Origin of the sequence: Aeromonas aquatica, assembly GCF_000764655.1 — a bacterium.
Classification (GTDB): Bacteria; Pseudomonadota; Gammaproteobacteria; order Enterobacterales; family Aeromonadaceae; genus Aeromonas; species Aeromonas aquatica.
Map to the genome: position 1 here is coordinate 1 of NZ_JRGL01000163.1, position 23364 is coordinate 23364.

The 23364-nt window shown below is 64.3% G+C and carries 17 protein-coding genes; 10 read left to right on the plus strand and 7 right to left on the minus strand.

Annotated features, from left to right (window positions below):
* Nucleotides 1-166 precede the first annotated feature (166 nt).
* The 5 genes from nrfE (at nt 167) to LG30_RS0120580 (ending at nt 6732) form a co-directional block, all read left to right on the plus strand.
* Nucleotides 167-2125 carry a heme lyase NrfEFG subunit NrfE gene (nrfE, locus tag LG30_RS0120555; protein ID WP_033132565.1) on the plus strand — a complete coding sequence of 653 codons (1959 nt, stop codon included), beginning with the start codon at nt 167-169 and terminating at the stop codon, nt 2123-2125.
* Entirely contained in the window at nt 2122-2691 is a 570-nt protein-coding gene (locus LG30_RS0120560; protein WP_033132566.1) for a DsbE family thiol:disulfide interchange protein, read from the plus strand. The genes nrfE and LG30_RS0120560 overlap by 4 nt, the downstream gene beginning before the upstream one ends.
* Nucleotides 2688-3869 (plus strand): heme lyase NrfEFG subunit NrfF, encoded by a 1182-nt coding sequence (nrfF, locus tag LG30_RS0120565; protein ID WP_033132567.1) that lies wholly within the window; start codon nt 2688-2690, stop codon nt 3867-3869. Before LG30_RS0120560 ends, nrfF begins: the two co-directional genes overlap by 4 nt.
* A gap of 360 nt (nt 3870-4229) precedes the next feature.
* Nucleotides 4230-5150 (plus strand): serine hydrolase, encoded by a 921-nt coding sequence (locus tag LG30_RS0120575; protein ID WP_033132569.1) that lies wholly within the window; start codon nt 4230-4232, stop codon nt 5148-5150.
* Nucleotides 5151-5445: 295 nt separating this feature from the next.
* Nucleotides 5446-6732 (plus strand): D-amino acid dehydrogenase, encoded by a 1287-nt coding sequence (locus LG30_RS0120580; RefSeq protein WP_338010740.1) that lies wholly within the window; start codon nt 5446-5448, stop codon nt 6730-6732.
* A 71-nt stretch (nt 6733-6803) separates the two neighbouring features.
* Here the strand turns inward: LG30_RS0120580 and LG30_RS0120585 are convergent, their stop codons facing one another.
* Nucleotides 6804-7478 carry a TetR/AcrR family transcriptional regulator gene (locus tag LG30_RS0120585; RefSeq protein WP_033132571.1) on the minus strand — a complete coding sequence of 225 codons (675 nt, stop codon included), beginning with the start codon at nt 7476-7478 and terminating at the stop codon, nt 6804-6806.
* Nucleotides 7479-7643: 165 nt separating this feature from the next.
* Here LG30_RS0120585 and LG30_RS0120590 point away from each other — a divergent pair, with 165 nt between their 5' ends.
* The gene (locus LG30_RS0120590; protein WP_033132572.1) at nt 7644-9593 is read left to right on the plus strand and encodes an amidohydrolase; all 1950 of its coding nucleotides are present in this window, start codon (nt 7644-7646) and stop codon (nt 9591-9593) included.
* A gap of 66 nt (nt 9594-9659) precedes the next feature.
* Here the strand turns inward: LG30_RS0120590 and LG30_RS0120595 are convergent, their stop codons facing one another.
* Nucleotides 9660-10781, minus strand: a complete 1122-nt coding sequence (locus tag LG30_RS0120595; protein WP_033132573.1) for an HPP family protein — start codon at nt 10779-10781, stop codon at nt 9660-9662.
* Nucleotides 10782-10963: 182 nt separating this feature from the next.
* Entirely contained in the window at nt 10964-13228 is a 2265-nt protein-coding gene (gene metE / locus LG30_RS0120600) for a 5-methyltetrahydropteroyltriglutamate--homocysteine S-methyltransferase (RefSeq protein WP_033132574.1), read from the minus strand.
* Nucleotides 13229-13434: 206 nt separating this feature from the next.
* Here metE and LG30_RS0120605 point away from each other — a divergent pair, with 206 nt between their 5' ends.
* Nucleotides 13435-14382: a LysR substrate-binding domain-containing protein gene (locus tag LG30_RS0120605; protein ID WP_033132575.1), complete on the plus strand. Its 948-nt coding sequence runs from the start codon at nt 13435-13437 to the stop codon at nt 14380-14382.
* 96 nt (nt 14383-14478) lie between these two features.
* Here LG30_RS0120605 and LG30_RS0120610 read toward each other — a convergent pair whose 3' ends face one another.
* The 4 genes from LG30_RS0120610 to LG30_RS0120625 form a co-directional block, all read right to left on the minus strand.
* Nucleotides 14479-15309, minus strand: a complete 831-nt coding sequence (locus LG30_RS0120610) for a siderophore ferric iron reductase (protein WP_238566472.1) — start codon at nt 15307-15309, stop codon at nt 14479-14481.
* 41 nt (nt 15310-15350) lie between these two features.
* Nucleotides 15351-17495, minus strand: a complete 2145-nt coding sequence (locus LG30_RS0120615) for a TonB-dependent siderophore receptor (protein ID WP_033132576.1) — start codon at nt 17493-17495, stop codon at nt 15351-15353.
* 286 nt (nt 17496-17781) lie between these two features.
* Nucleotides 17782-18693 (minus strand): helix-turn-helix domain-containing protein, encoded by a 912-nt coding sequence (locus LG30_RS0120620; protein ID WP_033132577.1) that lies wholly within the window; start codon nt 18691-18693, stop codon nt 17782-17784.
* Between the two features lie 197 nt (nt 18694-18890).
* Nucleotides 18891-19799: a LysR family transcriptional regulator gene (locus tag LG30_RS0120625; protein ID WP_033132578.1), complete on the minus strand. Its 909-nt coding sequence runs from the start codon at nt 19797-19799 to the stop codon at nt 18891-18893.
* A gap of 100 nt (nt 19800-19899) precedes the next feature.
* On the opposite strand from LG30_RS0120625, the gene LG30_RS0120630 reads away from it, so the two are divergent.
* The 3 genes from LG30_RS0120630 to LG30_RS0120640 all read left to right on the plus strand — a co-directional run bounded on the left by LG30_RS0120630 (nt 19900) and on the right by LG30_RS0120640 (nt 23268).
* The gene (locus LG30_RS0120630) at nt 19900-20538 is read left to right on the plus strand and encodes an NAD(P)-dependent oxidoreductase (RefSeq protein WP_033132579.1); all 639 of its coding nucleotides are present in this window, start codon (nt 19900-19902) and stop codon (nt 20536-20538) included.
* 408 nt (nt 20539-20946) lie between these two features.
* A complete protein-coding gene (locus LG30_RS0120635; protein ID WP_033132580.1) occupies nt 20947-21984 on the plus strand; it encodes an isopenicillin N synthase family dioxygenase in 1038 nt (345 codons plus the stop codon).
* Between the two features lie 120 nt (nt 21985-22104).
* Nucleotides 22105-23268: a trans-sulfuration enzyme family protein gene (locus tag LG30_RS0120640; protein WP_033132581.1), complete on the plus strand. Its 1164-nt coding sequence runs from the start codon at nt 22105-22107 to the stop codon at nt 23266-23268.
* The last annotated feature ends 96 nt before the right edge of the window (nt 23269-23364 follow it).

Genomic DNA, 23364 nt, shown 5'->3' on the forward strand with positions numbered 1-23364 from the left:
CCGGACAGATGACGCTGGTATGAGCGCTTGATCACAAACGCCAGTCGCCCCGGGCGGCTGGCGTTTGTCTGTTATGGGATCCTGGGATCTTCTGGTTATGCCCCAACGCCAGCCTGAGGCGGACGCTGCGGCATGACATGAACGAATGATTGGGACTGGAGGTTGTGTGCTGGCTGAACTCGGCTATCTCTCACTGTTGCTGGCGACCCTGCTCGCCCTGGTGCAAGGCAGCCTGCCCTGGCTGGGCCTCAAGCTCGCCTCGCGCCCGTTGATCGACAGCGCCCGCCCCCTTGCCCTGCTGACCGCCGCCCTGCTCGGGGCCGCGCTGGTGCTGCTCGCAATCTGTTTTGCCCGGGATGACTTCACCCTGGTGTACGTGGCCCAGCACGCCAACAGCGCCCTGCCCCTTGGCTTCAAACTCGCGGCCGTCTGGGGGGGCCACGAGGGCTCCATGCTGTTCTTCGTGTTCGCGCTGGCCCTCTGGGGGGCGCTGGTCGCGCTCTGCTCCAGGCGGGTCGATCCGCTGATCCTCGCCCGGGTGCTCGCCATCATGGGACTGATCGTGGGGTTGTTTGGCCTCTACACCCTCGCCTTCTCCAGCCCCTACGATCGCGCCTTCCCGGGGCCGCTGGAGGGGCGAGATCTCAACCCCATGCTGCAGGATATCGGCCTCATCATTCACCCACCGCTGCTCTACCTCGGCTACGTGGGCTTTGCGGTCAACTTCGCCTTCGCCATGGCGGCGCTGCATTCGGGCAGGCTGGACGGCGCCGTGGCGCACTGGAGCCGCCCTTGGGCACTGGGCTCCTGGGTGTTTCTCACCGCCGGCATCCTGCTCGGCTCCTGGTGGGCCTATTACGAATTGGGCTGGGGCGGCTGGTGGTTCTGGGATCCGGTGGAAAATGCCTCCCTGCTGCCCTGGCTGCTGGGCACCGCCCTCCTGCATGTCCTCATCGTCTGCGAGAAGCGCGGCGCTTACGGCCACGGCGTCTTGCTGCTCTCCATCTTCACCTTCGCCCTGAGCCTGCTCGGCACCTTCGTGGTGCGCTCCGGGGTGCTCACCTCGGTCCACGCCTTCGCGGTAGATCCCAACCGCGGCCTGACCCTGTTGCTGCTGCTCGGCCTGCTGCTGACTACGGCATTGACCCTGTTCGCACTGCGGGCCGACACCCGCGCCCCTTACGCTCGCTTCGGTTTCTGGTCAAAGGAGGGGTTGCTCGGTGCCGCCATCCTGCTGCTCTGCGTGGCCTGTGCCAGCGTGCTGCTGGGCACCTTCTACCCCATGGTGTTTCAGTCGTTGCATCTGGGATCCCTCTCGGTCGGCGCCCCCTACTTCAACGCCATCTTCGTACCGCTGGCCCTGATGCTGATGGCCCTGATGACCCAGATCCCGCGCCTGCGCTGGCAACAGCTGGCCACCGTCTCCCGCCTCCGCGCCCTGCTGCCACCGCTCTTCGGCTTGCTGGGAGGCAGCCTGCTCAACCTCACCTATCGCGAGCAGGGCAGCCTCGGCTGGAGCGGCATCCTCGCCAATATGATCGGCCTCTGGCTGATGGCGAGCCTGTTGTTCAACTTCCCGCTGAAAACCCGGTGGCGAGATGTGAGCCGGATAGGCAGCCTGCTGGCCCACCTCGGGGTCGCGGTCTGCGCCCTCGGGATCAATCAGGTGAGCCACCATAGCCAGGAGGGTGGCACAGTGCTCAGCGCAGGCAATCCCTACCGACTCGGTGCTTACGAGTTTCGCTACGAGGGGAGCGAGCCCCTGCTCGGCCCCAACTACACCGCCGAGCGCATCACCTTGAGTGTGCATAAGGAAGGCAAAGAGGTCGCGAGGCTGATGCCGGAGCGGCGCCACTACAGTGTGCGCACCATGAACATGAACGAGCCCGGCATCGCCTGGGGGCTCTTTGGGGATCTCTATGTGGTGCTGGGGGAGAAGATGGGGCCTGATGCCTATGCCATGCGACTGCACCACAAACCGCTGGTGCGCTGGATCTGGTTCGGCGGCCTCTTGATGACCGCCGGTGGCGCGCTGCGCCTGCTGGGGCGACGCCCGTTGCTGGCGGCGCACCAGCAGCCCTGTGCACATCAGACTCTCCCCTTGCAACCCAGGGAGGCGCCATGAGTGCTCGCCTGCGTCTCTTTATCCCCCTTGGGATAACCCTGTGCCTCGGCCTCCTGCTCTGGCTGGGGCTCGGCAACAACCCCTACAGCCAGGACGATGCCACCCTGGGCCGCAATCTGCCGAGCTGGCAGAGCCAGGATCTGTTCAGCGACCGGCTCATCCACACCGACAACCTCAAGGGGACACCCTTCGTGCTCAACGTCTGGGCCAGCTGGTGCCCGGCCTGCCGCGCCGAGCACCCCTTGCTCAGCGAGCTGGCCGGCACTGTGGCCCTCTATGGCCTCAACTACCGGGACAAGGCTGAGGCGGCCCGCAGCTGGCTGCGCGAGGCGGGCAACCCCTATCAAGCCGTGCTGGCGGATCCGGACGGCAAGCTGGCACTGGAGCTCGGCGTCTATGGCACGCCGGAGACCTATCTGTTCGGCGCCGACGGCACCCTGATCGCTCGCCACACCGGCGAGCTGACCCGGGATATCTGGCAGCGCCAGTTTGTGCCCCTGCTCGCCGAGGCCCATGCCAAGGCTGCCAGCCAATCCCCATCGGGCAGGGCGGAGACCACCCCATGAAACGCCTCACTCTGCTCACCCCACTCCTCAACGCCCTGCTGCTGGCGATAAGCCTCGGGGCCCTCGCCAGCGGTGTCGACATCTACCAGTTTCGCCACCCAGAACTCCAAACGCGCGCTCAGGAGCTGGCCCGTGCCCTGCGCTGCCCCCAGTGCCAGAACCAGAACCTGGTGGAGTCCAACTCCCCCATAGCACGGGATCTGCGCCTCGAGGTCTACCGCTGGGTGGACGAGGGGCAGAGCGACGAGCAGGTGATCGCCCGAATGACGGAGCGCTTCGGCGATTTCGTCCGCTACGATCCCCCCCTCAAGGCCAGCACCCTGCTGCTCTGGGGAGGGCCACTGCTGCTGACGCTGTTGGCACTGATTCGCCTGCGCCGCAGTCTGCGGCAGAAGGTGCGAGCTCCCCTTGTCGGATATCAACCTCAGGGCGCACAGCCCGAGGATCCCAGATCCGAGTTGAACCGGCGGATCCTGGCCGAGCAGCAGGTGGGGCTGACCCCTCACTCGCGCCTCTATCGGGAGCTGGAGCAGGCAAGGCTCGCCACTACCACGCCGCTGGCGGAGCAACAGTTGCGCGCCAGGGTGATGGCCGCCAGCCCCGGCATCCGCCCCCTGCCCTGGCTGTTGCTCGGAGTGTTGTTGCTGGGATCGGTCGCACTCTTCTACACCAGCACCGGCCGCTATCAGGCCTGGCAGGGGTATCAGCAGCGCTCCGATCCCTTGGCGGGCCTGAGCCCCCGCGACTTGCAGGACAAGGAACTCGGCACCCTGCACCAGCGGCTGCAACGGGATCCCCAGGATCTCGAGGGTTGGGCCGATCTCGGTCAGCTTTATCTGTATCGGGACGAATACGAGAACGCCTGGCTGGCCTATCAGCGGCTCGCCTTGCAAGAGGGTGGTGCCAGCGCCGCCACCCTGGCCGCCCAGGCCACGGTGCGCTACTACCAGGCGGGGCAGCGGCTCACCCCGGAGGCCAGCCGCCTGCTCGATGCCTCGCTCGCGCTAGACAGCGGCGAAGTGAGCGCCCTGATGTTGCTCGCCTCCGATCACTTCCTGCACGGCCGCTACAGCGAGGCCATCGCCCTGTGGCAACGGCTGCTCGATGAGGAACGCCCGCGCATCAACCGCGCCGCGCTTATTCAGGCCATTCAGACCGCTCGCATCATGGGGGGTTAATGCCGGTGGTGGCCGCCCAGGCACGCCACATCAAGACGCCGGATGCCTGGCTGTCGGGGAGCTTTGTCAGGGCAAGGGAGATGGGGAGTGACGAGGCAACAAAATACGTAAAAAAAAGAGTGGTAACGGATGGCCATAACCGGCATATAGTGCGCGTCCCTGACGGGGATGTTGACGCTTATTGGCCCCTTTGATGACCTGGTTCTGACCGAATAAGGGCGCGATATAGCCGCCGATGCGGTGATTTCAAGGATCACCGTCCCATTAAAATAAAAAATTGGAACTTTTAGCATTGTGAAGCGTCAATTCCCGTCATATAACTTAGCCAAATGCCCCTCTGAGTCGTAGTAGAGCCAAATCATGAACATTCGTCCTTTTCTTCCCTTGCTGTTCGGCGCCTTGCTCCTTCCCGCCAGCATGGAAAGCGCCCATGCCAACCCGTTTTCTGCGACATCCACCTCCTCCAGCCGTCTGCTCGAGCAACGAACCAATCTCTCCCTGAGATCCGATGCCTTCGTGGTCGCCAACTCCCGCACCGGTGAGATCCTGGCCGAACGCAACGCCAACCGGGTGATGCCCATTGCCTCCATCACCAAGTTGATGACGGCACTGGTGGTGCTGGATGGCAATCAGCGGCTCGCCGAGACCATCACAGTCACCATGGACGATGTGGACAGGATCAAGGGCACCGGCTCCCGCCTGGCCATAGGCTCTCGCCTGAGCCGTGCCGACATGCTGCACATCGCCCTGATGTCGTCGGAAAACCGCGCAGCCTCAGCCCTGGCGCGCAACTACCCCGGTGGCCGGCGCGCCTTCGTCGAGGCGATGAATGCCAAGGCCCGCATGCTCGGCATGTGGAGCACCCATTTTGCCGACAGCACCGGGCTCAACCCGCGCAACGTCGCCACCGCCCACGATCTGGCCAAGCTGGCGGCAACGGCCTCCACCTACCCGCTGATCCGTCAGTACACCTCGACCGAACACAGACTGGTGCGCAACGGCAAGCGCCAGATGCAATATCACAACTCCAACCGCATAGTGCGGGAAGGCAGCTGGCCCATTCTGGTCTCCAAGACCGGCTATATCCGCGAGGCGGGACGCTGCCTGGTGATGGGCACCACCGTCAGCAATGAGCCCGTGATCATGGTGCTGCTCCATGCCAACACCACGGACGAGCGGGTCGCCGACGCCAAGCGGATCAAAACCTGGCTGGAGACCTCTGGCCGGGCGACCCTGACCGCCCAGTCCACGCCCCCCGCCAAGCTGTTCTCGGCGCAATAACCCTATCCGCCCGATCTTGAACCGCAGGCCACTCGCCTGCGGTTTTTGTTGTCTCCTCGCCGCGTTCGCCTTCATATCTGCCCGCCTGACAGCCTGGCTGTCTTTCATCGCCCCCTCATCTCGTCGTCTTTTTTGGCAGCAACAAACATCACAAACCCATCGTTCAACATGATAAAAACACTGGTTATATATGTTAATGCAGTGATAAATCACATTTCACGGCGACAGGATTTGCCGATCTCACTGCCGATGATACCGTGATGGCCAATCTCCCCCGGCAACGGGGCCGGGGGCAATTCACTCCAGGTGCAACAACAAGGATGATGGAATGAAGATTGTCGTATTGGGAGGGGGCGTGATCGGGGTCACCAGCGCCTGGTATCTGGCCAAGGCGGGTCATCAGGTGACCCTGCTGGAGCGACAAGACGGGGTAGCGCTTGAAACCAGCCATGCCAATGCGGGGCAGATCTCCCCCGGCTATGCCTCCCCCTGGGCGGCCCCCGGCATTCCCCTCAAGGCGGCGAAATGGATGCTGCAGAAGCACGCCCCTTTTACGATAAGGCCCACCTCGGATCCCTTCCAGCTGCGCTGGATGCTGCAGATGTTTGCCAACTGCACCCCGGCGGCCTATGCCACCAACAAGGGGCGCATGGTGCGTCTGGCCGAATACAGCCGTGACTGCATGAAGGCACTGCGGGATGAGCTTGATCTGGATTACGAGGGGCGCCAACTCGGTACCCTGCAGCTGTTTCGAAGCGCGGCCCAGCGCGAGGCCAGCAAGCGGGACATCGCCGTGCTGGAGGAATACGGCGTCCCTCATCAGGCGCTGGATGCCGCCGGCTGTGAGGAGGCAGAGCCCGCGCTGGCACGGGTGCGTGGCAAGATCCTGGGGGGCCTTCGTCTGCCCGGCGACGAAACCGGCGACTGCTTCCGCTTCACCCAGGCACTGGCGGACGAAGCGAAGCGGCTCGGGGTGGAGTTTGTATTCGATTGCGCCATCGACGAGGTCGAGCTGGCTGGGGGCCGCGCCGTGGCAGTGCGAGCCGGCGAGCGGCGCTGGCAGGCCGATGCCATCGTCTGTGCGCTCGGCAGCTATGGCACCGGCTTGCTGCGTCCCCTCGGCATCGCGCTACCCGTCTACCCGGTCAAGGGCTACTCCCTCACCCTGCCGATGACCAATCCCGAGGCCGCGCCGCTCAGCACAGTGCTGGATGAAACCTACAAGGTCGCCATCACCCGTTTCGACGAGCGGATCCGGGTCGGTGGCATGGCCGAGCTCAGCGGCTTCAACCTGGCGCTCAACCCCAGGCGCCACGACACCCTGGCCATGGTGGTCGGGGATCTCTTCCCCGCTGGCGGCGATCTCTCCCGCGCCGAGTTCTGGACCGGGCTGCGCCCCATGACGCCGGACGGCACCCCGCTGGTGGGTCCAAGCCCCCTCCCCGGCCTCTGGCTCAACACCGGCCACGGCACCCTGGGCTGGACCATGGCGGCGGGCTCGGGCCAGTTGCTGGCGGATCTCATCAGCGGCAATCCGACCGCCATCAGTGACGAGGGGTTGACCCTGGCCCGCTACGGCTAGGCCGCTCGCCGCCATAAGGCAAAAACGAAGAGGGTGTGCCAGCCACTCCCTCTTCGCTTGTCACAACGCTCTCAGGGGCCAATATTCAACCCGGGCAGCCCCTGCCACACCAAGGCGGGATCGGGCTCGGCGATAGCCGCCGCCACCAGCTGCTCGCTCCAGCGCCGGTGCAACTGCCACATCTGCCGCCCCAGCGCCCCCTGCTCCTTGGTGCACTGCTTGGCCACGTCCGCCGTGCGATAGAAGTAGCGCACCAGCGTCGTCAGCTCAGGCTCGGGCCAGCGGCAGCCAAAATGACGCAGCCGCTCGGACCAGAAGGCAATCTGGCCCCGCTCGTGCTCCTGCTCCACCGCATGCAACGCCGGGATCAGATCCATCGCCTGCCAGAGCGCACCATAACCGACGAAGCGCTCATCCAGCGCCTCCAGCGCCTGATCCAGCAGCTGCAGGCTCTGCGGCCAGTCGGCGGCCTGCTGCTTGATCGCCTCCTGCGCCTCGCACACCGCTGCCAGCCAGTCCAGGGCAAGGCGGCAGATGATCGCCTCCTTGTTGGGAAACAGGTGATAGAGCGACTTGATGCCCACCCCGGCGCGCGCGGCGATGGCATTGGTGTTGAGCGCCGCAAAGCCCTGCTCCTGCAGCAGCGCCAAGGTGGCCTGCTCGATACGGCTCGCCACGTCCTGGCTGCGTAACTGCCTGGGCTGGCGCCGCATACAGAACTCGGTCGGCAGTGAATGATCCGTCATCTCGTTTCCTCAACATGGTGACTGGTTGTCATAACTACATGATGTGACAAGCTAAACACAAGCCAAAAAAAATGCAGTAATCACTGGCATTTTTCAGGATAGCTGCAATAAACAAGGTGCTCATATCTGCAGTAAAGACTGCAATTAACTCAAGGAGAGCGCGCTATGGATAGCAAAAAGACCCCCTTCAGGTTGGGGGTGACCACCCTGTTGGCCGCTGGCCTGCTCGCTGGCTGCCAACAGGACAACAGCAGCGAGGCCCCACCGGCCAACACCCTCTACCTCAACGGCCAAATCCACACCCAGGATGGGCAACGCAGCCAGGCCGAGGCCATGGTGGTCAGCGATGGCAAGTTCACCTATGTGGGCTCCCGTGAGGGGGCCGAAGCCTTGCAGAACAAGGCAACCCAAGTCGTGGATCTGCAAGGCAAGATGGTGCTGCCGGGCCTGCACGACAATCACATTCACCTGCTCGGTACCGTGGCGCTGGACATGTGCGACCTCGATGGCCAGAGCATCGATCTGGATCAGCTCGCCGCCAAGGTCAAGGAGTGCCTGCCCCGCTATGCCCCCAAACCGGGGGACTGGTTGGTTGTCAATCAGTGGTCCCCCTATGACGGCAACACCCCGACCGCGACCTACGGCACCCTGCTGGCGGTGCTCGATGCCATGGCGCCGGACAACCCCGTGATGCTGGCCGGGGTCGACGGCCACGCCGGTGGCTACAACTCCCAGGCGCTGGCACTGGCCGAGGACAAGGACGGCAATGTCGTTGGCTTCAACCCCACCACCCTGGCGGCGGGGGGCGTGTTTGCCGACTTCATCCCCTACGTGGACTTGACCAGCGGCGTCATCCGCGACGCGGCCCGCAGCGCCATCCCTGTGCCCGACAGCGGCGTGCTGAGCGCGAGCGACGATCAGGCCGCCGCCCAGTATGACAAGATTTTGCCGGCCATCTCCGAGCTGATGGCGTCGCGCGGCATCACTGGCATTCAGGATGCCTGCGCCAGCGATTTCATCCGCCAGCGTCTGCGCAACATGGAGGCGCAGGATCTGCTGCACATGCGCGTCACCGCCGCGACCTGCTTCCACGACGATGATTTCAGCGGCAAGCTCGATCTCGCCGGCCATCTGGCCAAGGCCAGACAGGTCAGGGACAGCTTTGCCGAGGATCCGCTGATCAAGGCCGATGCGGTCAAGATCTTCCTCGACGGCGTGATAGAAGGGGACCCCTTCACAGATCCCGTCTTCCTGCCCAACGCCGGCATGCTGGAGAACTACCACCGCCCCCATCTGGCCATGGATCCCAGCAGTGCCGAGGTCACCATCACCGCCGACAGCGAGGACGCGGGCAGCAACGGCATCGTCAACTACAAGGATGCGGACTTGAAGCGTTACGTCAGCGCCCTCGATGAGGCCGGCTTCAGCATCCACATGCACAGCATCGGCGATCGCAGCACCCGGATGGCGCTGGATGCGCTGGAGGCGGCCCGGGCCAGCAACGGCGATCATGGTATTCCCCACACCCTGGCCCACCTGCAGGTCGTCCACCCGGACGATCAGAAGCGATTGGGGGAACTTGGGCTCTATCTGACCTTCACCTATGCCTGGACCAACCCCCAGCTGGCCTACGACATGCTGGTCTCCCCCTTCATCCAGCCGACCAAAGCGGGTCAGCCCTTGAGCGAGGCCATCTATGACCCCCTCGGCTATCTGCACGACGCCCTCTACCCGGTGGAGAGCACCCGCAAGGCTGGCGCCGTGCTGGTGGCGGGCAGCGATGCCCCGGTGGACAGTCGGGATCCGCGCCCCTTCGAGAACATGGCCGCCGGTATCATGCGAGCTGCGGATGGCCACGACGAGTATCGCGCCAGCCAACGTATCTCCCTTTCCGAGATGCTGGCCGCCTATACCATCAACGGGGCCAGAGCAGTGCGCCAGGGAGACATCACGGGATCCATCGAGGTGGGCAAGTCGGCAGACTTCATCGTGCTGGACCGAGATCTGTTCGCCCTGGTCAAGGCCGGCACCCCGGAGCAGATCGCCGGCACCCAGGTCGAGCGAACCGTGTTCCAGGGGGAGACGGTCTATCCCGTCACCGGCGCAACCCCCTGAGCCCGTCACCATGTAAAAGGCCCCGCGAGGGGCCTTTTTTTATCGTCAAACTGCCGCGTTTCTTGTCTAGGGCGACGGCACCACCTCGTCGATCAGCCCGGGCTGCAGGGCCAGGGTGAAGAGTGCGGCCACCATGTCCGACTGGGTCAGGATCCCCACCAGCCGTTCCCCCTCCAGCACCGGCATATGGTGCAGCCCCCCGTCGGAGAAGGCCCCCACCAGATCGTACAGTGGCTGATGGCTGCGCGCCGTGCGCACCTCCCGGGTCATCAGATCCGCCACTCGCCACTGCGCCAGGGCGATGGCCTCCCTCGGCTGCTGCCGCTCCCTGTCGATCATCAGATCGTGCAGCGTGATGATCCCGACCAACCAGCCGCTCTCGTCGACCACCGGCAGCGCCTTGATCCTGTGGTGGGCAAGCAGGCGCCAGGCCGCCATGGCCGACTCGTCCGGCGAGATGACGATGAGATCCCGCGACATCATATCCTGGCAGCGCACCGTGCCCACCCGCTCGCGCAGGGCGTGCAACTGCGCCTCCTGCAGCAACTCCTGCAGATCCTGGCGGCTGATGTCGAGCAGCTCGCCATGTTTTTCCAGCGCGAAGTCGATGTCGGTGGCGCTGGCAAGGCGTGCGCTCGGTTCGGGATCCGCGGTCTGGTGGCGATTGGGCTGCGCCTTGCCGCCATTGGGATAGCGACGCCCCAGCAGGCGGTTGTAGCACAGCCCCAGCACCAGCAGCAGGCATGAGTTGATGAGCACCGGCAGCAGCACATAGCCCACTCCGAGCTGGCGAATGCTCTCACCACCGATGACGGCGGTCAGTGCCACGGCGCCGCCGGGGGGGTGCAGGCTGCGGGTGAGGAACATGGCCGCGATGGCCAGCATCACGGCGCAGGCGCTGGCGAGGGCCAGATCCGGGATCAAGGTGGCACTCGCCACCCCCATCAGGGCCGAGACGCCGTTGCCCACCACGATGGACCAGGGCTGAGCCAGGGGGCTCGCCGGGGCGGCAAACAGCAACACGGCGGAGGCCCCCATGGGGGCGATCAGCCAATGGGCGTCCACCCCCAGTCCCCACTGACACAGCCAGCCGGTGCCCAGCAGCCCGATGAAGGCGCCAAGGGCGCCATAACCACACTCTTTGAGGCCGGTATTGGTCGATACCGGAAAGAAATCCCTGAACTGCATCCTGCTCCCGACGACGATAAGATTTATTTCAAATGCGCAATATTAACGGCAGAGCCACCGCAAAGGCCAGCCATGGAGCCGTCACCGCCAACAGCCGTGATAAAGAGACCAAAAAAGAGGGAAGGCCCAGGCCTTCCCTCTCTCGTTACTTATCCCTGCTCTGCTTCGTTATTTTTATCCCTTCAGGCCAGCTCGGCCCGCAGCGCCTTGGTCGCCTCCACCATCACCTTGAGGGCGGCGGTGGTCTCCTCCCAGCCGCGGGTCTTGAGGCCGCAATCCGGGTTGACCCAGAGCCGGTCCGCCGGAATTTGTTCGGCAGCCTTGCGGATCAGATCCTCAATCCAGCCCTGGCTCGGCACGTTCGGCGAGTGGATGTCGTAGACGCCCGGCCCGATCTCGTTCGGGTAGTTGAAGCGCTCGAACGCCCCCAGCAACTGCATCTGGCTGCGACTGGTCTCTATGGTGATGACGTCAGCATCGAGCGCCGCCACCGCCTCTATGATGAGGTTGAAGTCGCTGTAACACATGTGGGTGTGGATCTGGGTGCTGTCCACCACCGGGCTGGCGCTCAGGCGGAAGGCACGCACCGCCCAGTCGAGATAAGCCTGATGATCCTGCTTGCGCAGGGGCAGGCCCTCGCGGATCGCCGGCTCGTCGATCTGGATGATCTTGATGCCAGCGGCTTCCAGATCCGCTACCTCGTCGCGAATGGCGAGACCAATTTGCAGGGCGGACTGCTCGCGGCTCACGTCTTCCCGCGGGAAGGACCAGCAGAGTATGGTCACGGGCCCGGTCAGCATCCCCTTCACCGGCTTGTCGGTCAGGCTCTGGGCAAACTTGGTCCATTCGAGCGTCATGGGGGTCGGGCGGTCGATGTCACGGGTGATCACCGGCGGCTTGACGCAGCGGGAGCCATAGCTCTGCACCCAGCCGAAACGGGTGATGGCAAAGCCGTCCAGCAGCTCACCGAAGTACTCCACCATGTCGTTGCGCTCGGCCTCACCGTGCACCAGTACGTCCAGCCCTATGGCTTCCTGACGCTCAATCGCATCCTTGATCTGGGCCTGAATGCCCGCCTCGTAGGCCTGGTCGTCGATGCGACCGGCCCGCCACTCCTGACGCAGCCCCCGAATTTCCGAGGTCTGCGGGAAGGAGCCTATGGTGGTGGTGGGCAGCAGCGGCAGCTTGAGATCAGTCCGCTGCGCCTGCGCCCTCACCGGGTAGGCGCTCTGGCGATCGAAGTCGCCGTTGGTGAGGCTGGCCAGACGGGACTGCACCGCTCGTTTGTGTACCCGGCTATCGGACTCCCGATCGACGATGGGCTGGCTGTAGGCGGTGATTTTGTCGATGTCACCACCGTCCAGATAGTCGGAGAGCAGCCCCAGCTCGTAGCACTTCTGCAGGGCGAAGGCGAACCAGCTACGAGTCTGGCCATCCAGCTCGTGCTCCAGGGTCAAGTCCACCGGGCTGTGCAGCAGGGAGCAGGAAGAGGCCACCCAGAGCCGCTCGCCGAGCTTGGCTTTCAATGTTTTGAGCGTCGGGGCCAGCTTGGCCAGGTTGGCACGCCAGACGTTGCGGCCATTGATGACACCGGCTGAGAGCACCCACTGGGCAGGCAGATGAGGCACCAGCGTCTCCAGTTGCTCGGGAGCGGCCACCAGATCCAGGTGCAGGCCATCCACCTTGAGGCTGGTGATGATGTCGCGCTGATGGGCCACGGAGCCGAAATAAGTGGTGAGCAGCAGCTTGCAGGGGCCGGCCAGGCGCTCATAGGCCTTGAGGTAGGCCAGGCGCCACTCGTCAGGCAGATCCAGCGCCAGGGCAGGCTCGTCGATCTGTACCCACTCCACTCCCTGGGAAGCCAGCTTGGCCAGGATCTCCTGATAGACGATGAGCAGGCGCTCGAGCAATTCGAGGCGAGAGAAACCGCTCTCTTTCTCCTTGCCGAGCCACAGATAGGAGACGGGTCCCAGCAGCACGGCCTTGACCGGCAACCCCAGCGCCTTGGCCTCTTCGACTTCGTCAAACAGCTGGCTCCAGCCCAGTTTGAAGCGCTGATCCCGGCTGAATTCCGGCACCAGATAGTGGTAGTTGGTGTTGAACCACTTGGTCATCTCGGCGGCGGCGGCGCTGGGGCCGGTGGGCGCACGGCCACGGGCCACCCGAAACAGGGTATCGAGGTCGGTGTCACCATAGCGGTGACGCTCAGGCACGGCGTCCACCAGCAGGCTGGTGCCGAGCACCTGATCGTACCAGGCGAAGTCGCCCACCGGCAGCAGGTTGACCCCGGCGGTGCACTGGGCCTGCCAGTGGCGCTCACGCAGGCTCTTGCCCACGGCCACCAGCTCGGCCTGGGTGGTCTCGCCACGCCAGTAGGATTCGAGGGCAAATTTCAGCTCGCGCTTGGCGCCGATACGGGGAAAACCGAGGGTGTGTGCGCAGGTCATAGGTCCAATTCCTTATGCTCGTTCATCTGATGGGAAACTGGATGATTTAGCCATCCAGATGTTTACACATCTAGAATGTCGAGATAAGGTGGCCCTGGCTATTGAATCCTTTTCAACTGGCTCTCAAGAAATTCTCAACTGACGCGCAAGGGACTCTTAGCCCATATGGAAGTCAGCCTGCAACGGACGCAACAAGGAGCCTCATCATGACCGTACCCCACCCCACGACCGGCAGTCAGAGCGGCAACCTGGGCATCGATCTCAAGCACCTGAAGACCATCAGCGCGCTGGCCGAGCAGGGTTCACTGGCGGGGGCGGCCCTCTGCCTCAACCTCACCCAGTCCGCCCTCTCCCACCAGTTGAAAGAGCTGGAGACCCGCCTCAACCTGGAGCTCTACCTGCGCAAGAGCCGCCCCCTGGTGCTGACGGCGGCGGGCCAGCAGTTGCTGAGTCTGGCCCGCCAGGTGCTGCCGGCGCTGGCCCAGACCGAGAAACAGCTGCAGGCCCTGCACAGCGGCGACGCGGGCCGGCTGCACCTGGCGCTGGATTGCCACAGCTGCATCCAGTGGTTGCTGCCGCTCTTGCCCGATTTTCGCCGCCAGTGGCCCGGGGTGGATCTGGAGGTGGAGTCTGTGCCCGGCTTCGATGCCATCAATGCCCTGCTCGGCGGCCAGCTCGACCTGCTGCTCACCTCGGATGTGCAGGCGCGCGGCGATCTGCACTTCGAGCCGCTGTTCGCCTTCGATCTCACCCTGGTGATGGCGCCCGATCACCCCCTCTGTCACCGGACCCGGATCGCCCCGGACGATCTCAAGCAGGAGGTGCTGCTGGTCTACCCGGTGGAGCGCGCCCGCATGGATGTGTTCAGCCGCTTTTTGCAACCCGCCGGGGTCGAGCCCGCCCGCTGCAAGCTGGTGGACAATACCTCCGTCATGCTGCAGATGGCCGCCGCCGGGCTCGGGGTCGCCGCCCTGCCGCGCTGGGCCAGCGAGGAGTTTGTGCGTCAGGGCTTGCTCGAAGCCAGGCCCCTCGGCAACGGCGTGCGCCGCCATATGTATGGCGCGGTGCGGGCCGCCGACAAGGATCAGGCCTGTTTGCAGAGCCTGTTTGAGCGCATCCGCGGCAAGATGGCGCCGGTCCCCGCAGTCGCATAAGCCCACGGCTCGGAGCACAAGCCCACAAGAAAGCCGCCCATGGGGCGGCTTCGTCAAATCAGCGGTAGCGAGTACGCAACCCGGCCCTTGCCGGGTTCAGTAGGCGCAATCCCCTTGGCCCCCATCATGGCAACAATGGCGTGGGCAGTTGTCGCACAGGCTGCCGTCGCTGCGCTTGTGGTGCAGGCAGCAGCGCTGGCGCACATAGCCGGGAGCGGCGCTCGCCCCACCGGCCGGATCCGCCGCCAGGCGCCAACCCGCCAGATGCTCGGCGGGCAGGCCGCAGGCGGCCAGCCAGAGCGGCGCATGGGCCGCGACCTGTTCGCGGCTCACCTCGTCGAAGAAATCCGGCACCCGCACCAGGGCCGCCAGCAGATCGTCCGCCAAGAGCGGACGCACGAAGCCGGGCCTCAGTCGCTGCCCGCTGGCCATCGCCTCGAACAGCGCCTGCCAATGACGGCGCAGCCGCCTGCCCGCCGCCTCGATCAGTACCTCCCGCTCACCCCTGATCATGGGCACCAGTGGCAGACTGAAACCGGACACCAGCCCGGCGTTATAGCCCAGCCCCATCCGATCCAGGGCGGGCACGGCGCCGATCCGATAGACGGCGACCATGGCGAGATAGATGGATTGCCAGCAGAGCATGCCCCAGCTGCGGGTCAGCCAGTAGGCAGGACCCGCCTCCGGGTGTGCCAGCCGCCAGTGATCGTGCAGCGCCTGCGTCACCGCGCCGGGGGCCATGTCGGCACCCGCCATCGCCAACAGCGGCATCTCCCCGGCCACCAGCCGCCCCTTGAGGGAGGGAATGAGCTGCACGGCGGCGGCGAACAGGGCATCGTGCTCCGCCTGGTGACGGACCTGCCGATGGGCGGTCAGACCGCCGAACCCCGGCGGCGTGCTGCCAGAGGAGCCGCCACGCGCCGGCATCCCGTGATGAGAGGGCCCCGGCGTCTGGCCGGGGCGCAGGCTTAGAATACGTATTTGAGTCGAGCCTCCATGTTACGCTCGGCACCGAACCAGCAGTTGTTCTGGTCGTAGCAGGAGTAGTAGGTTTCATCGAACAGGTTGCTGACGCTGAGCGAGGCTTCGACTCCCTTCAGGCTGTGACTAAGCGCCGCCAGATCGTAGGAGGCAGCCAGGTCCATCAGCAGGTAATCCGGCACCGTGTCGGTGTTGGCGGCATCGAGCTGCGCCTCACCCACGTAGCGCAGGCCGGCACCGATACGCATCCCCTGCAGGCTGCCGCTCATGTGGTAATTACTCCACAGGGAAGCCATCTGCTCGGGTACCCAGACCGGGGTCTTGCCCTGCAGATCTGTGGTGTCACGGGTAATTTCCATATCCAATCGGGTGTAACTGAACGCCAGATCCAGGTTGTCGGTCAGATCGGCCCGCCCTTCCAGCTCGATCCCCTTGGAGACGATCTCGCCGGTCTGCAGCTTGGGCCCATAGATGTTGTCCGGATCCGTGACCAGGGCATTTTGCTTGGTGATATGGAAGGCGGAGACGGTGAAGGTCTTGCTCATGTCCTCAGACAGGTACTTGAGACCCCCTTCCCACTGCTGAGCCGTCGAGGGCTCGAAGGCCTGGCCATTCTTGTCGGCCCCTGGCACCGGTTCGAAACTGTCGGCGTAACTCATGTAGGGCGAGAAGCCATTATCCAGCTCATAGAGTCCACCGAACCGGAAGGAGACGTTGTCCTGATCAATCTGTGCCAGGGAGTGGCTGGCGGATCCCATATAGAGGCTGTGGCTGTCGGTATCCATCCGGTAGCTGTCATAGCGGGCGCCACCGATGACCACCAACCTGTCGAGGCGCATCTGATCCTGCAGATAGAACCCCGTCTGGTACTGACGGATACTCTGCTGATCCTGATAGTTGAAGACCAGCTCGCTCGGCACGATCTGGCTGTGGTCCGGGTCGAAAATATCGATGGGGGGAGCCGAGTAGTCGAGGGTGTCCTTATAGAGGATCTTCGCGTCCAGATACTGGTAATCGATGCCGATCAACAGGTTGTGCTGGGCCGCACCGGTCTGCACCTTGCCCGCCAGCTGGTTGTCGATGACGAACCCTTTGGAATGCTCGTCGGTTAAATAGGCATTGCGGGCCAGGGTGCGATTGTCTGCCGCCAGCGCCGCGTTATAGGTATTTTTCTGATAGGCAGACGAGTCCATGTAGCGGGCATTTTGCAGCACCTGCCAATTGTCGTTGAAGTCGTGGCTCAGTTTGTAACCGAGCAGAGCCACATCCCGGTTGTACTGGTTCCAGTTCTCGTCACCGAGGAAAGTATCGCTGTCCAGCTGACCCAGCGGGTTGCTCTTGACTGAACCGCTGGCGGGCACCGTGGTGTAGATGCCGGCGGCCGGATCCTTCTGGTAATAGAGATTCAGGTTGAGCAGGGTACGATCACTGAGCTGCCAGTCCAGCGACGGCGCAAACACGTAACGCTCCTCTTCCGAGGTCACCGCCTGGCCCTCTTTCTGGCGGGCCAGCCCCACCACGCGGTAGGCGAGCTGCTCATTGATGGCGCCCGTGCTGTCGACGGTCATCTCCTTGAGTGTACCGGTCCCCGTGGCCACGCTGACACTGTGCTTGGCTTCCCGCTGCGGACGCTTGGCGATCAGGTTGACCATGCCACCGGGCGGCATGCTGCCGTAGAGCACCGAGGTCGGCCCCTTGAACACCTCTAGTTGCTCGATGGCCACCGGATCTATCTGGGGTTGCAGGTTCCAGTTGTTGTATTGCAACAGCAGGCCGTCGTAGAAGTTCTGGTAGTTGTCAAATCCCCGAATATTGAACAGATCCAGCCGGCTGACCGCACCGCCCCGCAACTCGGTGTTGACGCCCGGCACATAGCGCAGCGCCTCGCTCACCGAGCTGACCCCGCGCTGCTCCAGGGTTTCGCTGTCGACCACCGAGATAGCCTGTGGCGTCTCGATGGGCTCGAGCTGGGTCTTGGTCGCCGTATTGCGATAGGTCTGACCGAGCACGGTCAGCGTCTCGTCGGCGATCGCCGTATCCGGGCTGGTGGGCGCAGCGGCCAGCACAGAGCCTGCCAACAGGACGGAGATGGTCGCGGCGACCACGGTCAATGGGGGGTGAACAAGTTGCATCTGATCCTCGACTGCCTACTGCATGTGAATAGTAACAAATATCATTTGCATTTTATTGTTCTATTTTGCCCCTGAATTAACAATTTGGGGCATGTTGGCGGAGAAAACGGGGAAATCCGGGTCAAGTCAGCCTCAACCGACAACATCCATCGGCGACCGAAAAAGCGAGTGAATTCAAATGACTATCTACAGCAGAAATTAAACGCGATTGAATGGGGGTCAGGAGAAAGGCGCGAGCTCAGCCTGGGTGGGAGGTAGCATCAACCTCCGGCTGCACCGTGTCGGCTCAGATCGCCTCACAGGGGGCGACGGGCAGCCAGTATTCCATACGGGCATCCGCCTGCTGGCCATTGAAGTGGGGGCCGTAGCGCTCCAGCTCGAAGCCATCCAGCCCCCGATAGCAGGAGCCGGGCAGCCAGTGCAGGATAAACCAGTTGAGGGTCTCCGCCAGCTGCTGGATGGGGCCCACATGGCTGAGCACCGCATACTCCTGGGACGGGATCGTCAAGCGAGCAAATCCGGCGGGCAGGATGGCGTCTTCCGTCGCCGCCACCCCGGCCCAATAGGGCAGCGCCGCCCCCGCCGCCGACACGTCCACCACCCCCAGCAGCTCACCCGTCGAGGGCAAGCCCCCGGCCGCCTGGGCCGCGCGCCAGATGGCAGGCACCGTCTGGTGGAAGTCGGGCTCGTTCGCAAACAGTCCCCGGATCTCCCCCTTTATCCCGTGCAGCACGAAACCGGCCCGGCTCTCGACCCGCACCTGTACCCATTTCGGCGCGCAGGCCTGCGGCGTCTGGGCCCGCACCAGCGGCATGGAGAGGCCCAGCCGCTGTCCCCGCTTGCGATAGGCCAGCGGCGAGCAGCCAAATTGCTGCTTGAAGGCACGGCTGAAACTCACCTCGGAGCCAAAGCCATAGCAGAGCGCCAGATCCAGGACCCGCTGCCGACTCGAGAGCAGCGCCTCTGCCGCCTGGCTTAATTTCAGCTCGCGCACGTAGTGGGCCACGGTGAGCCCGGTCTCGTGCAGGAATACCCGCTGCAACTGCCAGCGAGACCAGCAGCTCTGCTCCGCCAGCTGTTCCAGAGAGAGGGGTTCATCCAGATGGGCATGGATGTAGTCGAGCACCCGCTCGATGCGGGTGAAGTGGGAACGAGCCTGTGGCACTGGGCCCGGCAAAACGGGGGGAGCGGATGTCATGATGGGTTCGGATCTCTGCCGGCACGGGCAGTGGCTGTCCAGGTGGGCCCATTAAACATGGCCGTGGTGCCGGCGGCAAGCCTTCTGCCGACCCGGCCAGCCATGAAGGGGCTCTGCCGCCCCCCCACGGACTTGGTCGTTCAGGGCGATAGCCCTGTACCCCAGCCGCAGTGCGCTCCCTGCTCTATCCCGCAGACTCATAGCGGGCGGGACGGCGCGGCTCCCTGCCCCTCCTCAAAGTGGCGACGCAGGGCGGCGATCACCCGCCGCACCTTCTCCGGGATCTCCCGCTGGGGGGTGATGGCATGGATCTCCATGGGGGGCACCCGAAAGCCCGGCAACAACTCGAGCAGCAGGCCACAGGCGAGATCCTCGGCGATTTCTCCCTCCGGTTGCAGCGAGATCCCCTGCCCCGCCAGGGTGAACTGGCGCAGGGGTAAGACGTTGTTGCAGATCACCCTGGGTTTTGGCCTCAGCTTGTGCCCCTGCCCCTTCTCATCGAGCAGCATCAGGCCCCCGCCGAGCAGATCCGACGCCAACCAGTCATGGGCCAGCAGATCCTCAGGGCTGCGCGGGTTGCCCTTGCGGGCGAGATAGGCGGGCGAGGCGCACAGCAGCATGCGGGTCTGCCCCAGCCGGCGCGCCACCAGGGTGGAGTCGGACAGGGTGCCAACCCGCAGCGCCACGTCGATGCGCTCGGCAATGAGATCCCGCTTGCCATCGTCGGCAATGATCTGGATGCACAGGCCCGGGTGGGCCTGCAACAGCGGCGACAGCGCCCGTGCCAGGGGTTGACCGGCCATGCCCACCGGCGCGGTGATCCGCACCTCGCCGAGCAGGCTGTCGCGCACCTCGGACAGGCGCAGCTCGGTCTGGTTGAGGGTCTGTTGCAGGGCCTGGCATCCCTGCCACACCACCTCCCCCGCCTCGGTCAGGTTGAGGCGACGGGTGGAGCGGTGCAACAGGCTGAGGCCGAGCAGGCTCTCGAGCTGACTGATGTGTTGGCTGACGGCGGAGGGGGTCATGCCGAGGGCCTTGGCGGCCCCGGTCATGGTGCCCGCCTCCACCACGGCGGCGAAGATGGCGTAGCGTCTTAGCTGTTCCATTATTAAATCCAGCTTACAAGTGAATGCATTTTATAGAGGATTATTAAATCACAATCGGGGGCGTAGGATAGCCTCATTCCAACAGTGAAGGAGAATCCCCATGAAAATTGCCCTGATCGGTGCCAGCGGTTTTGTCGGCGCAGCCATCCTCAACGAAGCCATCGACCGTGGTCACAGCGTCACCGCCCTGGTGCGCGACGTCGGCAAGATTGCGCCCCATCCCCAGGTCCGCGCCGTGGCCGTAGATGCCCAGGACCCTCAGGCCCTGGCCGAGGCACTCAAGGGGCACGATAGGGTGATCAGTGCCTACAACCCGGGCTGGAGCGTGCCGGATATCTACGAGCAGTACCTCAAGGGGGCCAACGCCATCGTCCATGCGGCCGTGGCGGCGAAGAGCTGGCTGCTGGTCATCGGCGGCGCCGGCAGCCTGGAAATCGCCCCCGGGGTGCAGCTGGTGGATACCCCGGACTTCCCCGCCGAGTGGAAACAGGGTGCCCTGGCCGCCCGCGACGGCCTCACCGCCCTGCGCCGCGAGACGTCACTCGACTGGCGTTTCGTCTCCCCGCCCGTGTTCCTCGAACCCGGCGAGAAGCGCGGCGGTTACCTGCTCGGCGGCGATCAGGTGCTGTTTAGCGGCGACAAGCCAGCCGGGATCAGGGTCGGGGATCTGGCCGACGGGGTGATGAACGAGGTAGAGCAACCGGCCCACCTGCGCCAGCGTTTCACCCTGGGCTACTGATCGTCGCGCCGCCCCATGGACATCAACTTTCATGGGTAGCCAGAAACACCATAGAAACGAGGGAGGATGATATCTCCCTCGTTTCTTTTTGCCTCCTATAGCAGGTTTCTCTGCCTGTCCATCCCCTGTCAGCCAAAGCGTCCAGCGCCAGGCTCATCCCGAATGGATCGTCCGTCAAACGGCCGTGGATGCCGCTCAAGCCACCCAATCCCGAACAGGATTCGATTTCTATTTCGATTTTTGTATATAACTAAGAATAATTCGTTGCTTTGCCGTTATAACTCCAAATCGTAGTATCACCTCAAGCCAGTGGGTTACCGCTCGTGCTCGGCCTCAAGGCCGCCGCCGGCGCACCACTATTCGATAGCGGGATAGGATCCCAGGATCTGACCGCGTGAGGAGATGCACATGGAAAACGTATCACTGCCCATCATCGATTATGCCGCCCTGAGTGGCGCCCCCGAGGCTCGCCGCCAGATGCTGGCAAAGCTCGGCCAGGCGGCACGGGAGGTGGGTTTCTTCTATCTGACTGGCCATGGCCTGAGCGAGGCGCAGCAGCAAGAGACCCTGGCACTGGCGGCGCGCTTCTTCGCCCTGCCGGAGCAGGAGAAACGCACTGTGCAGATGGTGCACTCCCCCCATTTTCGCGGTTACAACCAGGTGGGGGCCGAGCTGACACGGGCCAGACCGGACAGGCGCGAGCAGTTCGATATCATGGGCGAGGAGGCGGCGATAGGCGCAGAGGCGCTGCACCAGCCCTGGCAGCGACTGACAGGCCCCAACCAGTGGCCCGCCGCCCTGCCCGGGATGAAGGCGCAACTGCTGGACTGGCAGGCGCGCCTCACCGACATCACCCTCGGCCTGCTCTCGGCCTTCGCCGAGGTGCTGGAGCAGCCGGCGGAGGTGTTCGATGCCAGCATCCGCGGCGCCCCCTATCAGCACATGAAGCTCATCCACTACCCGGGCCGGGAAGTGGGCAGCAGCGATCAGGGAGTCGGCGCCCACAAGGATCCGGGCTACCTGACCCTGGTGATGCAGGACGATCACTCCGGCCTCGAGGTGGAGACGGCAAACGGCTGGATCTCCGCACCGCCCCTGCCGGGCGCCCTGGTGGTCAACATCGGCGAGCTGCTGGAGCTGGCTTCCAACGGCTACCTCAAGGCGACCCTGCACCGGGTCGTGAGCCCGCCGCCCGGGGTTTCGCGCCTCTCCTGCGCCTTCTTCATGGCGGCGAGGCTGGATGCCACTGTGCCGCTGCTGACCCTTTCCCCGGCCCTCGCGGCCGAGGCGCTGGGGCCCGAGAGCGATCCGACCAACCCGCTCTTCTATCAGGTGGGGGAGAACGTGCTCAAGGGCCGACTGCGCTCCCACCCGGACGTGGCGGCGCGCCACTATCCTTCTTCACAGGAGCAAGGCACTCTGCGGCGGGAAGCCCTGCCCGCCTGAATATAAAGAGGTGATGGCCCATTTTGCCATCCCGACCCAAGGAGCGATGCCAAGACCCTCGCCCCATCGACAGTGACATGAGAACATCCGCCAGCTCGCTGGCAATGACGGAGCAAGACGATGAAATTCAAGACCATGAGCGTGCACAGCGGCCAGCGTATCGATCCCCAGACCGGCGCCCTCACCACCCCCCTCTACCAGAGCAGCACCTTCAGCTACTTCAATGCCCAGACGGGCAAGGAGCGTTTCGCGGGCCAGGCCCCGGGTTTCATCTACAGCCGCTTTGGCAACCCTACCACCGCCGAGCTGGAGCAGAAACTGGCGGCACTGGAAGGGGCAGACGAGGCATTGGTAGTGGCGAGCGGCATGGCGGCGGTGAGTGCCATCCTGTATGCCCTGGCGGACAGCGGTGACGAGGTAGCCTACATAGGCCCGCTCTACGGCGGCACCGATGCCTTCTTGAAACAGACCTTCAGCCGCGCCGGCATCAGGGTCACCGCCTATGACAGCGATCAGGATCTGCTGGCCAACATCAGTCCCACCACCAAGGTGGTGCTGTTCGAGACGCTGACCAACCCCACCCTCAAGGTGGTGGATCCGCGGATCGTGGTGCAGGCGGCCCGCAAGGTCGGCGCCATCAGCGTCTGTGACAACACCTTCCTCACCCCCTATCTGCTGCGTCCGCTGGAGCTTGGCATCGACATCGTCATGCACAGCGGCACCAAGTATCTCGGTGGGCACGGCGACATCATTGCCGGAGTGGTGGCCGGCTCCCACGCCCTGATGAAGTCCATCCGCACCGTGGCCCTCAAGCACATCGGCTCCCCCATCGGCCCGCAGGAGGCTTATCTGCTGCAGCGCGGCGTCAAGACCCTGCCCCTGCGCATGGATGCCCATCTGCACAACGCCCAGAAGGTGGCCGAGTTCCTGGCCGCCCACCCGGCGGTGAAGAAGGTGATCTATCCGGGGCTCGCCAGCCATCCGGGTCACGACGCCCTCGGCGCCTTCGCCAGCGGCTTTGGCGGCATGGTGAGCATAGAGCTGGAAGGGGGCTTTGCCCGCTGCGCTACCCTGCTCGACAACCTGCAGCTGTTCGTGCAGGCGGTAAGCCTCGGGGATCTCGAGAGCCTGGCCTGCCATCCGGCCAGCACCACCCACGCCGCCATGGACGAGACGAGCCGGCTGGCGGCCGGGGTGAACGACGATCTCATCCGCTTCAGCATCGGGGTGGAGGATGCAGACGATCTGATCGCCGATCTGGCGGCGGCGCTGGCGCTGATCTGACACGCCGGTGGCGGCACTGCCGCCCGGGACCCAGAAAACAGAAAGGGAAGGCTCAGCCTTCCCTTTTTTATGCTAATCAAAATAGCATTTACATTA